This is a genomic window from Pseudoalteromonas sp. 2CM41L (genome assembly GCF_023161905.1).
GTDB classification, from domain to species: Bacteria; Pseudomonadota; Gammaproteobacteria; order Enterobacterales; family Alteromonadaceae; genus Pseudoalteromonas; species Pseudoalteromonas atlantica.
Window position 1 is genome coordinate 101,508 of sequence record NZ_JALNTN010000001.1, and the last position, 14,697, is coordinate 116,204.

Consider the following 14,697-nt stretch of genomic DNA (forward strand, 5'->3'; position numbering starts at 1 on the left):
AAACATCTGTATGACAACATTTATGAGCTTAGTAGGCATGTTTGTACTACTAAGTATTGCTTTTGCGGCTTCGACTAATCGTAAAGCAATAAACTTACGCACCGTAGCGATAGCCTTTGCTATGCAAGTAGTTATTGGTGGGTTTGTACTGTTTTTTGAAGCAGGAAAAAATGTGTTAGCAAGTATGTCTAGTGCCGTCTCTTCGGTAATTAGCTTTGCAAACGACGGGATTGGGTTTTTATTTGGCCCACTTGCTTCGCAAGATACACTCGGTTTTATTTTTGCTATTCAAGTTTTACCGGTCATTGTGTTTTTCTCAGCACTTGTTGCTGTGCTTTACCACATTGGCATTATGGATTGGATAATTAAAATTCTGGGCGGCGGTTTACAAAAACTATTGAAAACCTCGCGCACAGAATCGCTCTCAGCAACGGCTAATATATTTGTAGGCCAAACTGAAGCACCCTTAATTGTTAAGCCGTTTATAGCAACCATGACTAAGTCTGAGTTGTTTGCAGTAATGGTAGGTGGCTTAGCCACGGTAGCAGGCTCTGTAATGGCAGGTTACGTAATTATTGGTGTAGAGCTTAAGTATTTAATTGCCGCTAGCTTTATGGCTGCACCAGGTGGGTTTTTAATGGCCAAAATGATTGTGCCAGAGACCGAAACACCTAAAGATACGCTTGCTGATTTAGACACCGATGAAGACAAGCCAGTTAATGTTATTGATGCAGCAGCATCAGGCGCAGCTAACGGCATGCATTTAGCGCTAAATGTGGGCGCAATGCTATTAGCTTTCGTAGCATTAATAGCGTTATTAAACGGTTTACTAGGCGGTATTGGTGGGTGGTTTGATTACCCTACTTTAACGCTACAAGAAATTTTAGGTTATGTATTTGCTCCTGTTGCATGGTTACTTGGCGTACCGTGGGATGAGGCAATCATAGCTGGTAGTTTTATTGGTCAAAAGTTAGTAGTAAATGAGTTTGTTGCTTACTTAGACTTTATAAATTATCGCGATACGTTAAGTGCGCACACTCAAGCAATTGTAACATTTGCGTTATGTGGGTTTGCTAATCTATCGTCGATAGCTATTTTACTAGGTGGATTAGGCGGTATGGCGCCTAGTCGGCGAAAGGATATCGCACGCTTAGGGCTCAGAGCAGTGTTAGCAGGATCTATGGCTAACCTTATGAGCGCAGCAATTGCTGGGTTTTTCCTCTCGCTAGCTTAGAAACTTAATGAGATGAACACCGGTGTTGCAAAACAAGAAGATAGTACTTTAAGGGGTTAAAGCACTATCTGACTTGAACGATACTTCACCAAGGGCCGCAAGGCCCTTTTATCGTTTTAGGGCCCTTGTAAATATATTCTTCCTTTTAAAAACAACTTTCTCTTTCTTACCTTTAAGTACATATACGCGCTTGGCTTTTTATATTTTTGCGATAAATTTGTATTATTGAAAAGTGGTAAATTATAAATTTTAGGCCACACTTAGGTTTATCCTAATGTAACCTACTGTTTTATTGATGTTCTACCTTTAAGCACACTCATAAAATAGCCGCTGTTGATAAGTCGATTTATATAAATGCGTAAACTTTTATTAGTATTGTTGTTTGTTTTTTTTAATAGCTACGCAAGCTCAGACCCTCTTTTAGTTGTCACGGAACTCTCGCCGCCCGATCAAATACTTGTTGATGGAAAAGTGACAGGCAAAGGCACTGAGTTTATAAGGGCTATTTTTGCAAAGGCTAACCTAACGCCCGATATACAAATGTACCCATGGGCGCGAGCATTTAGACTTGCCAGCACTATCCAAAACACCTTTATTTACACCATAGCGCGCACAAAAGGGCGAGAAAACAACTTTCATTGGATAGGCCCAGTTTCGCATTTTGAGCTTGCTTTTGTTGCGCTTAAAGAGCGTGACGACATAATTATTAACAATACTGAGGAAGCAAAAAAATACAAAATAGCGATGCAACGTAACGACTTTTCTACTGATATATTAACCAACTTGGGGTTTGAGGTTGTGCTAACCACCGATATACAAAAATCGTATGCGTTATTGGTTGCCAAAAAAGTAGACTTAATTGTTGATGACCCCGAACTAATACATCAAATAAGTCAGTATTTGCCCACCCCTGACGCTCAATTTAAAGCCATATATAATGTAGAAGAACTCAAGGTAGATGCCTATTTAGCAGCAAATAAAAACACCGATATGCGCTATATAAACGCGCTACAAAAAGCCTTTTACACACTTAAAAATTCCCAAGGGCTACCCTAGCACCTAAGCTAAACCTTGCTTATTTAAGCGCAGTTTTAACGCTTAGTTACGTTAATTAGTGGCTAAGTAATGAAATTTAAAATAGGGGCTTAGTGATTAATTATTACTATATGGCGCTATGAACGAATCGAGACTGCGCTCTTGTTTTAGCACTTTAAAGGCAAGTTGAAAGCGATCTACTATGTGCTTCGGCACCGCTTTATTAAACGCTAAATAATTATCTTTAAGGTCGTTACTTACAGGTAGCTCAGTGAGTTGCTCTACATCAAGTAAGCTCACGTTATAAGGCTTTAATTGGTTATAAATAACGTGCTCCGAGCCTAAAATAAGATCTATTTTATTGTTTATAAAAAGCTGAATATATTGTTGCTCTTCACCAAACGTCATTAAGTTTTGCCCATTTACAAGCCCTATTTTTTTGACCAATGATTGATATATATCTCCCCTTACCATGCCTAACGAATAAAGAGTGGTGTCGTTAAGGGTATTTACAGTGACATCAGGACGGCTTTTTAACTTATAAAAATAAGTTCGTGCAGTAGTTAACGGGCCAAGCCAATTAAATAAAGGAATTCGGTTAGTATGTTGCGCCATTGAAAAAATGGCTGAATAAGGCTTTTTATGCACAAGCATTGCGGCACGCTTCCAAGGCATGACTTTAAAGTCGCACTCTACTTCTGCTTTAATACACAGTGCGTTGACTATATCGTAGTTAGCGCCAACAAGTTGACCGTGCTCGTTTATAAAATTATAAGGTGCAAACTGATCTGTATAAATAACTAACTTAAAATGGTTTGCATAAGTAAACGTGCTAAAGAAGAAACAAGCAATAAAAGGAAAGAGTTTTAGAATAACCGCACCACTACATTAATTTATATTATTAAATGATAGATGGCGCTATTTTACAGTCAAATTTTAGACACAAAAAAAGCGCCTTAAGCGCTTTTTTTATTTTTACTTTAAAAGTAAAAATTATAACGGAGTGATGTTATCCGCTTGAGGACCTTTTTGACCTTGTGAAAGAGTGAACTCTACACGTTGGCCTTCAGCTAAAGTTTTGAAACCTTCGCTTTTGATTGCTGAGAAATGTGCGAAAACGTCTGGACCGTTTTCTTGCTCGATGAAACCAAAACCTTTAGACTCGTTGAACCACTTAACTGTACCTGATACGATGTTAGACATTGTAATATCCTGATATAAAAATAAAAAATATGCTCATAAGAGCGGGTGTAGCAAAAAATGAGATGGTACTTAAAAACTTCAGGACGGTACTACAAGTATTACTTATACAACAACGAAATGGAGATTTATAAATTACATGCTTTCTTTCTAGCTGCGGCCTACTATATAGAGTTAACTATTTATGTCAAGCCTTTATAGTAATGCAGGCAATAAATAGTGTTTGTGCTTAGCCTTTAATAACTCCCGTGGCTAGCCTATAGCTTAACCCCTGCGCGGCTTTAATAGTTAACTGGCCAATTAAAACAATGAACTATTTAATCTTTAGTTTTTAAAAACGGTGGCAATGAGTACAGCTAATTTAACACCTACTCACCATTTAGATAAAACGTATTCAGCCATGATACACGCCTTACAATTTACCCTGTGTGTACAAACAGCTGCACTTTGCAGTTGTACACAAAAATAGATAAGCTACTGCCACTTATCTATTTAGCGTTGGAGTGTGTTTTGCTAAATAAATGCTTTATTTCGTCTGTTGTTTTTTTATCTGGGTGTTTAATGCCATTACAATCTTCTTTTGCTAAGCCTACACTGTCTCTTGAACAACAATTGGGGCAAAAACTAATTCTCGATTTACGCTATTTTTGTCAGCAAGGGTCAAGCAAACAATGCAGAACACCGGTTACTACCCTACCTGATGAACTAGCAACGGCCATTGCAAAGCATAATATTGGTGGTGTAATTTTATTTTCTGAAAACACCCAATCTATTGAGCAAACCATTACCCTTAATAGTCAATTACAAGCTGCGGCGAGTAAATCAAGTTCAAAGCTGCCGTTATTTATTTCGATAGACCAAGAAGGCGGCCGAGTAGCGCGTTTACCACGCGATGTAGCCACTTCATTTACTGGTAATATGTCTATTGGTGCAACTTATAAAAAGTATGGCACTCAATACGCAACCCAAACTGCCACTGTTATAGCTAAAGAGCTTAATTCGTTAGGTATTAATGTTAACTATGCCCCTACGGTAGATGTAAACATGAACCCCGACAATCCGGTAATTAATGTGCGCTCGTTTGGTGAAAACCCAGCGCTTGTCAGTAAGCTAGGCGCAGCACAAGTGGCAGGATTTGAGAGCAACGGCGTTATTACATCGTTAAAGCATTTCCCAGGGCACGGCGATACCAACGTAGACAGCCACACAGGGTTACCACAAGTAAATCACTCCAAAGAAGACATATATCAACAAGATTTAGCTCCCTTTAAACACATAATTGCCACGCAAAACCCAGGTATGATTATGACGGCGCATATTCAATACCCACAACTCGATAACAGTACGTTTGTAAGTGTTGATGGCAAAAGCATGATAAAACCCGCCACTATGTCGCGTACTATAATTACTGACATTTTAAGAGGGGAGTTAAATTATCAAGGTGTGGTGGTAACCGACGCTTTAGATATGGCTGGCATTAGTCACTTTTTTACCCCAACCCAAGCGGTAATCAATACCTTTGCAGCAGGCGTTGACCTAGCGCTTATGCCAATAGAGATCAGAACACCGGCTGATTTAAACGCACTCGACAAACTTATGGATGAATTAGTCGCATCGGTTAATAATAAACAACTCAGTAAAGACGAAATGGCTCAATCGGCTGCGCGTATAACCGCTTTAAAAAATAAATTTAAATTAACCACACAGCTAGACCCATTAAGCACTTTGACTAAAGCAAAAGATATTATTGGCTCTCAAGCACATCGCAAAATAGAAGCTGAGCTTGCCGTAAATGCTATTACTGAGGTTAAAAATAACAATAATGCATTGCCTCTTAATTTAAGCAAAGGGCAACACATCCATATTATTATGCCCGATACCCGAAAATGCATAGCCATGCAGCAAGCGCTTAGCGCTATAAGTACTGCGGCGCTTAAATATAGTTGCAGTAGTTTACAAGGGTTTGACCCTGTAAAGGCGCGTAGCTTAATTAAAAATGCAGATGTTGTTATTGCAGGCAACGCTACGCCTAATCAAAGCGCTGTAGAGATTGGCGGAATGGATGATTTGAAAGACGACCCTCGCTTTGCACTCAACACCGCTGAGCAACCTAAAGCGCTGTCATCATTGCTGGATATGGCTGCATCAGTGAATAAAAAAACAATATTTATAAGTTTACGTGCCCCCTACGACATAGCGCAGTTTGGTAGCAGAGCTAATGCAGTTCTTGCTTCTTATGCGTATAATATAGATACAGATAAAAACAATGCTGTTGCGGGGCCTGCGTTTACAGCGCTTGCTAAGGTATTGTTAGGCAATGCACACGCTCATGGCGTACTGCCAGTGACCATAAAATAATAATAACAAGGGATAAAAAATGAAACTTAATTGCGATTTAGGCGAAAGCTTTGGCGCATGGAAAATGGGGTTAGATGATGAGGTAATGCCTCATATTGATATGGCAAATATTGCGTGTGGTTTTCATGGTGGAGACCCAGATGTAATAGCCGATACGTTGTATTTAGCAAAGCAGCACAATGTACAAATAGGTGCGCATCCAAGTTACCCCGACCAACAAGGCTTTGGCAGGCGCTCTATGGCGCTTAGCGCGCAAGAACTGACCAATTGCTTACATTACCAAATTGCCGCCCTTGATGGCATGGCTAAAGTACAAGGCTTAACACTTAGCTATGTTAAGCCACATGGTGCTTTATATAACGACATGATGAAAAACGATCATATTTTACAAACAGTTATTACTGCCATAGCGCACTACCCTGCACCATTAAAGCTTATGCTACTAGCCACAAAAGACTCTGCAAAACACACCTTTGCCGCCAATAGTTTAGGTGTAGATCTTATTTTAGAAGCCTTTGCTGATAGGCAATATACAGACGAAGGGCATTTAGTATCTCGCCACCTTGATGGCAGCGTTCACGACAAGCCAGCACTTTTAGCACAAGTAAAACAGCTATTAACCGAGGGTTGTGTAACCACTCGCTCAGGGAACACCCTAAACTTAAATGCCAACAGTTTGTGCGTGCATGGCGATAACGCAGCCGGTATAGCTCTTATTAAAGAAATTAAATCACTGTGTGCATCAGCAAGCTAACCTTGCTTTTAACTCGTTATTAAGCCTCAAGCTATAAAACGCATGTTTACTTTAAAAACTACTTAGCTGTAAAGGGGCTTTACAGCTTTAACCTCCATTTAGTCCAATCATGTACAACCTAATATCGCTTTAAAAGAGCGCAACAACACAGCAGAGTAAAAAAGCACAGTAACAAAGCATAAGTAACACAGCGCTGAAATACATGGCGCTGCATATAAAAAATTTAACGCAGTAAGCCCGCTATTTATTACTCTAAAATAACCAAGTTTTACTTAAACCGGTATTAAATTTTAGTTTCACCGCATCGCGCTTTTCATCCCTTGCCTACTGACATATAACTACATATACAAAAACCAAACAGGGAATAAAAATGAAGACGCTTTTAGCACTTAGTTTAAGTAGCAGTTTATTACTTGGTAGTAGCCAGTTAGCTTTTGCAAAGGACAACACATTACAGCTACAAGATGTGTTTAATCTTGAATACGCCAATCAAATTGATATAACAGACGATGGTAAAACGGTGTACTTTGTACGTAACCGTATGGATATAAAAACGGACCGTAAAGTCAGTAATATTTGGTCAGTTGATTATAAAACTAAACAACTGCAACCGCTTACCTCGGGCGTGCATATGGATCACTCCCCAGTACTATCGCCAGATGGGCAACGCCTTGCGTTTATATCTAACCGCGATGGCAGCAGCCAAATTTATATGAAGTGGCTTAAAACAGGTGCTGTAGCAAAAATTAGTAACCTAACCAGCAGCCCACGCGCAATTACCTGGCATCCCGACTCTCAGCAGCTTATTTTTAGTATGTTTGTACCAAGTAGCAGTGCACCACCTGTTAACTTACCTGGCAAGCCTAAAGGTGCTACATGGGCCGAACCTGCTAAATTTATAGACGATGTATACTACCGTGCCGACGGAGGCGGTTATAGCCAAAAAGGATTTAGTCAATTATTTGCAATAGATGCAAATGGCGGCAATGCAAAGCAGCTCACACACGATGAGTTTAATAACGCTGGCGAAGTAAGCTTTAGTAAAAACGGCAACAGCCTTTATTTTTCGGCCAATCGGCATGAGCAAAATCAACTAAAGCCCACTAATAGTGAAATATACCAGCTTGATTTAAGCACCTTAAAAATTGCTGCCATTACCAATAGAAACGGCCCTGACCAACAACCTAAAGTATCTCCTGATGGGCGTTACCTAGCCTTTACAGGGTATGATGATAAACGCACCAATTACGAAAACACGCAGCTTTATATTCGTGATTTAAAAACGGGCGATACAAAAAGCCTAACCCCTAATTTTGATAGAAGTGTGGGGCAAATAAAATGGAGTGCTAATTCAAAAGGGGTTTACTTTAGCTACGCAGACGAAGGCCAAACCGCCCTTGCCTACCAACCACGCAGTGGTAAGCGTAAAGTGCTCACCGAGCAAATAGGTAGCGTTGCGTTTGGTCGTCCTTATTCGGGCGGCGATTTTGATGTAAGCGAAGATGGCGATATTGCTTTTACACTTGCCGATACTCAGCGCCCTGCAGATATAGCCACTATAAAACGAGGCAAAGCTCGTCGCCTCACTTCACTCAATGCCGATGCGTTAGACGATAAAGAACTTGCCAACGTAGAAGAGATTTGGCTTAAATCGAGCCACGACCAGCTGCCAATTCAAGGTTGGATTGCATACCCTCCTGGGTTTGATAAATCAAAAAAATACCCACTTGTTTTAGAAATTCATGGCGGCCCTGTGGCCAATTATGGCCCTCACTTTAGTACCGAGGTGCAATTATTTGCAGCCCAAGGGAACGTGGTTTTATACATGAACCCACGAGGCAGTGATTCATACGGTAAAACGTTTGCCCAAACAATTCATCATAATTATCCAGGTAACGATTTTGACGATTTAATGACCGGCGTTGATGCACTAATAGCGAAAGGCTTTATTGATGAGTCTAAATTATTTGTAACAGGTGGCTCTGGCGGCGGTGTATTAACCGCATGGATTGTAGGGCACACCGACAGGTTTGCAGCAGCGGTGGTGGCTAAACCCGTTATTAATTGGATCAGCTTTGTACTAACTGCCGACTTTTATCCATTTTTTGCCGATTACTGGTTTCCAGGTAAACCTTGGGATCATATTGAGCACTATATGAAACGCTCACCTATTAGCTATGTAGGTAACGTAACAACGCCCACTATGCTTTTAACAGGGGAGGCAGATTACCGTACCCCTATTTCTGAAACCGAGCAGTTTTATCAAGCCCTTAAGCTGCAAGGTGTTGATACTGCTATGGTACGTATTCCTAATGCTTCACACGGTATTACGGCGCGCCCTTCTAACTTAATGACCAAGGTGGCTTACATTCAATGGTGGTTTGATAAACACTCAAACAAAAAATAAGCTCCGTGTTTAGGTTTAAAAATAGCCACACCTAAGTGGCTTTTTTTGTAATTACCCACGCTTAGGTTAATTAATGCCAAACTGTAAACCCCCTTTACAGTTTTGTTCTTATCCATATCGGACTTAGGCGTTTTTCAGTTAGTAAAATTTCGGTTTATTGTAAATTTAATCGCTTGAGTTGGTAAAAAATCGGTTTGAGCCACTGTTTATAAGCACTCAGTTAGTAAAAAATTGTTTTATAAAGGCACCAGGTTAGTAAAATTTCGGTTTATTATTTTACTTATACTTAGTAAAACAGCTAAAAATAGCCTTTTAAAAGGGGGATTTTGCACTTTAAAGCGGCTTTACAGTAAAAAAGCAGCCATATAACTGCACTTAATATCTACCTAGTTAAATTGTGATCCAAACTAAATTTAGCCGAGCCTGATTTATATTAATACAATAAAAAAAAGGGCCTTGCGGCCCTTGAGTAACACTATCTAGAAAAGTTAAAACTGGTTCATGGTATTATCTTCACCACCGGCTTTAAGTGCGTTTTCACCAGAGAAGTACTCTTTGTGTGTATCGCCAATATTAGACCCAGCTAAATCTTGGTGCTTAACTGAGGCTTGTTCGCGGCGAATTTCTTGGCGTTGTACATCACGTACATATGCAAGCATGCCCATATCACCAAAGTAACCTTCTGATAAAATATCGGTGCTTAGTGCAGCCGTATGGTATGTAGGCAGTGTAATTAAGTGATGGAAAATACCCGCTTCACGTGCACCATCGCGCTGGAAGTTTTGCACTAATACATCCGCTTCGGCAGCAAGCTCTGTATCGTCCATTTCTGGCGCCATTAGGCCTTTATTATCACCTAGGCTTGGGTAAGCGCTCAAATCGCGACCCGCTTCTTGCCACTCTTGGTACACTTGCTCACGGAACTTAAGCGTCCAGTTAAATGACGGTGAATTGTTATAAACAAGCTTAGCATCAGGTACTTGCTCTTTAACGCGGTTAACTAGCTCTGCAATTTGCTTAACATGTGGTTTTTCGGTTTCAATCCACAATAAGTCAGCGCCCGATTGTAAGCTTGTTACACAATCTAGTACTACGCGGTCTTTTTCAGTGCCTTCGCGGAACTGGTATAAACCGTTTTCTAAACGCGTTGGCTTACATAATTGGCCATTAATTTTCATTGCCGTATCGCCTTCGTTTAAATCATCTACACCGTTAATAGGTGTGGTTTCTAAAAACGCGTTGTACTGGCTAGCTAAGTCTCCTGGCGTTTGTGACACAGGCACTTTTTGCGTAAGGCTTGCACCTAATGAGTCGGTACGCGCAACAATAATACCGTTATCAATACCGAGTTCTAAAAACGCGTAACGTACAGCATTAATTTTTGCTAAAAAATCTTCGTGCGGAACAGTTACTTTACCTGCTTGGTGGCCACATTGTTTAGCGTCAGACACTTGGTTTTCTATTTGAATGGCACACGCACCTGCTTCAATCATCTTTTTAGCAAGTAGGTAGGTTGCTTCTTCGTTACCAAAACCAGCATCAATATCGGCAATAATAGGCACTACATGCGTCTCAAAATTATCAATTTTATCAAGCACCGCTTGCACATCGCCGCCATTGGCTTTCGCTTCGTCTAGATCATTAAATAAGTGGTCTAGTTCACGGGCATCGGCTTGTTTTAAAAACGTATAAATCTCTTCAATAAGCGCAGGCACTGAAGTTTTTTCGTGCATGCTTTGATCCGGTAACGGGCCAAATGCAGAGCGAAGTGCAGCAACCATCCAACCACTTAAGTAAACATAACTGCGCTTAGTTGTTTTTTGATGACGCTTTATTGCCATCATCATTTGTTGCGCAGTAAAACCATGCCAACAACCTAAAGACTGTGTGTATTGGCTGGTGTCTTTATCGTAAGCGGCCATATCTTCACGCATTACATCTGCGGTGTATTGTGCAATTTCAATCCCTGTACGAAAGCGGTTTTGTAAACGCATGCGGCTTGCATATTCAGGGTTAATGGCTTTCCATGCGCTACCTTGAGATTGGCAAAGTGTTGCTAGGGTATCGGTTTCACGTGTGTATGTTGTCATAATAAAATCCTTCGAACGGGTCTATAAATTATTTAAATTATTGTGAGAGTGGCTAGGAGTGTGTGCTCCGTATCGCTTAATTCAACATTAGGCTTATTTTTTAGATTTAGTAAATTTATAGTTGTTATTACCGCTATATTTTTTGTGAATGGATAAAAAGCACGCACTGAGCCTTTTTTGCGTTATTGTTGCTTTAACGCACACAACAACACCGCGACCGTTTAAGGAAGGTAGATATGGCACACACTCTCACACACTCAGGGCTAAGCGTAGATACACAGCTGGCCAACTTTGTAAAAACACAGCTACTCCCAGGCACTCATTTATCTGAGCAGCAATTTTGGCAAAGCTTTGCAAACATAGTACAAACGCTTACCCCGCAAAATAACGCTCTTTTAGCTAAGCGCGAGCAGCTACAACAACAAATAGATGACTACCATAAAACAAATAAAACGTGGGATAGCGCGCAGTACCAAGCGTTTTTAACAGACATTGGTTACCTAGTACCAGAGCCTGCAGACTTTGCCATTGAAACGCAAAATGTAGAGCCCGAAATAGCACTCAGCGCAGGCCCTCAGCTTGTTGTGCCTGTTAGCAATGCACGTTTTGCGCTTAATGCGGCTAACGCGCGCTGGGGTTCGTTATACGATGCGCTGTACGGCACCGACGTATTAAGTGAAGACGACGGCGCTGAAAAAGGCACTACGTATAATCCAGTTCGTGGTTTTAAAGTAATGGCGTATGCGCGCCAATTTTTAGATAAAGCCCTGCCCCTTAAAAATGGCTCACACATAGAAAGCACCAACTACTCAATTGTTGAAGGCGCCCTGTCTATCACCCTAAGAGACAGCTCGCATACTCAATTAAAAAACCCTGAGCAACTTATTGGCTACCAAGGCGAAGCGCAAAACCCAAGTGCTATTTTATTAAAAAACAATGGCCTGCATGTCGAGCTGCAAATAGACCATCACCACCCTATTGGCCAAGCCGACAAAGCAGGATTAAAAGATGTTTTGCTTGAAGCTGCACTAACAACCATTATGGATTGCGAAGACTCTGTTGCCGCAGTAGATGCCGAGGATAAGGTACAAGTTTACAAAAACTGGCTGGGTTTAATGCAAGGTAACTTGGTTGAATCGTTTAAAAAAGGCGATAAAACCATAGAGCGTACTTTACAAAGCGATAGGCAATATACAGCCCTTAATGGCAGTAGCCTTACGCTTAAAGGCCGCAGCATGATGTTTGTCCGTAATGTAGGCCACTTAATGACAAACCCTGCTATTACCGACATTTACGGCCAACCCGTATTTGAAGGTATTATGGATGCGATGTTTAGCGCAACCGCAGCCCTGCACGATTTAAATAAAAAAACAGGCATTAAAAACACCAGTGCGCAAAGCATCAATATTGTAAAACCCAAAATGCATGGCCCTGAAGAAGTTGCTTTTACAAATACGCTTTTTAGCATGGTAGAAGAAGCACTTAGCTTGCCAAAAAACACCCTAAAAATGGGGATTATGGATGAAGAGCGCCGTACTTCAGTAAATTTAAAAGCCTGTATACACGCAGCCAAAGCGCGCGCGGTGTTTATAAATACTGGCTTTTTAGACCGCACGGGCGATGAAATTCATACCTCTATGCACGCAGGGGTCGCTTTGCCAAAAGCCGCTATTAAAGCTCAGCCGTGGATCAAAGCGTACGAAGATCGTAACGTTGATACAGGCCTTGCCTGCGGCCTAAGCGGTAAAGCACAAATAGGTAAAGGTATGTGGCCAATGCCAGATAAAATGGCACTTATGATGGAGCAAAAGCTTGCTCATGTGCAATCTGGCGCTAATACCGCGTGGGTGCCCTCGCCTACCGCAGCCACTTTGCACGCTATGCATTATCACTATGTAGACGTATTTACCGAGCAAAAAGAAATTGCCAAACGAGGTATGGCAAGCCTTACTGATTTACTTACACCTCCTTTAATGGCTCAGCCGCAAACGCTCAGTAAAGAAGATATTCAAAGTGAGCTTGAGAACAATGCACAAGGCATTTTAGGCTACGTAGTACGCTGGATAGACCAAGGCATTGGCTGCTCAAAAGTGCCTGATATTAACCACATAGGCTTAATGGAAGACAGAGCAACCTTGCGTATTTCAAGTCAACATATGGCAAACTGGCTACAGCATGGGGTGTGTACTCAACAACAAATAGAGTCAATTATGGCTAAAATGGCTAAAGTGGTTGATGGCCAAAATGAGCACGACAGCGCTTACAAGCCAATGGCACAAAGCGAAGAGTCACTTAAAAATAGTATTGCTTATCAAGCCGCTTTAGCACTTGTATTAGAAGGTGCTAAGCAGCCAAGTGGCTACACCGAGCCCCTATTACACAGTTACCGCTTAAAATATAAAGCAAAACACCATAACCTAGCTGAATAGCTAACATTAGTTTAACAACAAAAAAGCGCGTTTTGCCTACACAAAACGCGCTTTTTGTTTATTAGGGCGTGTTAATCTTTGCAGATTGAAATTTGTTCAACCTAGGCAGAACCCAAAAGGGCAGCGTATGTTTGGCATTTATGCTACGTTATCGCCTATTTATGGGGAATAACCACACTTCACAGGCTCTGCCTTGCCTAAAAACCAAATATACTGCTGCAGATTCAAGCGCCAAAGGTCAACACGCCCTAGTACCGTTCTTTATTTAGTGCTCACTGTACCTAGCGCTAAATTAATTTTTAATTATTGCATTGTGATACACGTTTTGAACGTCATCACAGTCTTCAAGCATATTGATGAACTTGTCAAAATTAGCAATAACTTCTTCATCTTCAATTTCTACATGCACTTGCGGAACAAACGTAATTTCATCTACTTCAAAGTTAATCCCTTCAAAGTTTTCCTCAAGCGCTGTTTTCGCTTTATAGTACTCAGTATGGGGTGCAAATACCGACACTTTACCATTTTCAACTTCAACGTCGGTTACATCAACGTCGGCCATCATTAGTGCTTCAAGTACCACTTCGTCATCGTCGCCGGCAAAACCAAGTACAGCAAGATGATCAAACATATGTGCAACACAGCCCGGTGTACCAATTTTTGAATCTGTTTTGGTAAACGGTAAACGTACGTCTTTAATTGTACGGTTTGGGTTGTCGGTTAAGCAATCAACAATAACCATGCAGTTACCTGGGCCATAGCCTTCGTAACGTGCGGGAGAATAATCTTCCCCTGCCCCACCGGCTGCTTTTTCAATTGCTTTTTCTATTACGTGAGCAGGAACCTGGTCTTTTTTTGCTTTTTCAATTAGACGACGCAGTGATTGATTGACATCGGGGTCTGGTTCGCCATTTTTAGCGGCAACATAAATTTCTTTACCGTACTTTGAGTTAACTTTAGTTTTTGCGTTGGCTGTCTTAGCCATCGAGCTCTTACGGACTTCAAATGCTCTGCCCATCTTGTGCCTCTAATCAATACGTTAATTTTGCCATATTTTACCAATTCAAACCCTATTGGGCTAGGGTCTGTTGAACTTTACAAACTGAATTTGAAACAACCTAATTGCTAAATAAATAAGGCCGAGCCTATGCAAATAATACAGGAGTAATTACGCAACAATAAAAGTTACA

10 protein-coding genes are annotated in these 14,697 nt (G+C 40.9%); 6 read left to right on the forward strand and 4 right to left on the reverse strand.

Annotated features, from left to right (window positions below):
- The first annotated feature begins 10 nt into the window (after positions 1-10).
- Both MTF64_RS00405 and MTF64_RS00410 read left to right on the forward strand, forming a co-directional pair.
- Positions 11-1,234 (forward strand): NupC/NupG family nucleoside CNT transporter, encoded by a 1,224-nt coding sequence (locus MTF64_RS00405; RefSeq protein WP_004587189.1) that lies wholly within the window; start codon positions 11-13, stop codon positions 1,232-1,234.
- 354 nt (positions 1,235-1,588) lie between these two features.
- Positions 1,589-2,290 (forward strand): transporter substrate-binding domain-containing protein, encoded by a 702-nt coding sequence (locus tag MTF64_RS00410; RefSeq protein WP_248450080.1) that lies wholly within the window; start codon positions 1,589-1,591, stop codon positions 2,288-2,290.
- Positions 2,291-2,386: 96 nt separating this feature from the next.
- Here MTF64_RS00410 and MTF64_RS00415 read toward each other — a convergent pair whose 3' ends face one another.
- Positions 2,387-3,142 (reverse strand): transporter substrate-binding domain-containing protein, encoded by a 756-nt coding sequence (locus MTF64_RS00415; RefSeq protein ID WP_348984471.1) that lies wholly within the window; start codon positions 3,140-3,142, stop codon positions 2,387-2,389.
- A gap of 120 nt (positions 3,143-3,262) precedes the next feature.
- Positions 3,263-3,472, reverse strand: a complete 210-nt coding sequence (locus MTF64_RS00420) for a cold-shock protein (protein ID WP_004587186.1) — start codon at positions 3,470-3,472, stop codon at positions 3,263-3,265.
- Between the two features lie 558 nt (positions 3,473-4,030).
- Here MTF64_RS00420 and MTF64_RS00425 point away from each other — a divergent pair.
- The 3 genes from MTF64_RS00425 (at position 4,031) to MTF64_RS00435 (ending at position 8,988) form a co-directional block, all read left to right on the forward strand.
- The gene (locus MTF64_RS00425) at positions 4,031-5,827 is read left to right on the forward strand and encodes a glycoside hydrolase family 3 protein (RefSeq protein WP_248450081.1); all 1,797 of its coding nucleotides are present in this window, start codon (positions 4,031-4,033) and stop codon (positions 5,825-5,827) included.
- 19 nt (positions 5,828-5,846) lie between these two features.
- Positions 5,847-6,581, forward strand: coding sequence for a 5-oxoprolinase subunit PxpA (locus MTF64_RS00430; RefSeq protein WP_248450082.1), 735 nt, complete (start codon positions 5,847-5,849; stop codon positions 6,579-6,581).
- A gap of 370 nt (positions 6,582-6,951) precedes the next feature.
- On the forward strand, positions 6,952-8,988 hold the full coding sequence (locus tag MTF64_RS00435) for a S9 family peptidase (RefSeq protein WP_248450083.1): 2,037 nt from the start codon (positions 6,952-6,954) through the stop codon (positions 8,986-8,988).
- A 488-nt stretch (positions 8,989-9,476) separates the two neighbouring features.
- Here MTF64_RS00435 and MTF64_RS00440 read toward each other — a convergent pair whose 3' ends face one another.
- Positions 9,477-11,078: an isocitrate lyase gene (locus MTF64_RS00440; RefSeq protein ID WP_004587182.1), complete on the reverse strand. Its 1,602-nt coding sequence runs from the start codon at positions 11,076-11,078 to the stop codon at positions 9,477-9,479.
- A 236-nt stretch (positions 11,079-11,314) separates the two neighbouring features.
- On the opposite strand from MTF64_RS00440, the gene MTF64_RS00445 reads away from it, so the two are divergent.
- Positions 11,315-13,507 (forward strand): malate synthase G, encoded by a 2,193-nt coding sequence (locus MTF64_RS00445; protein WP_248450084.1) that lies wholly within the window; start codon positions 11,315-11,317, stop codon positions 13,505-13,507.
- Between the two features lie 292 nt (positions 13,508-13,799).
- On the opposite strand, the gene MTF64_RS00450 is transcribed toward MTF64_RS00445, so the two are convergent.
- A complete protein-coding gene (locus MTF64_RS00450) occupies positions 13,800-14,525 on the reverse strand; it encodes a YebC/PmpR family DNA-binding transcriptional regulator (protein ID WP_024032996.1) in 726 nt (241 codons plus the stop codon).
- Between the last annotated feature and the right edge of the window lie 172 nt (positions 14,526-14,697).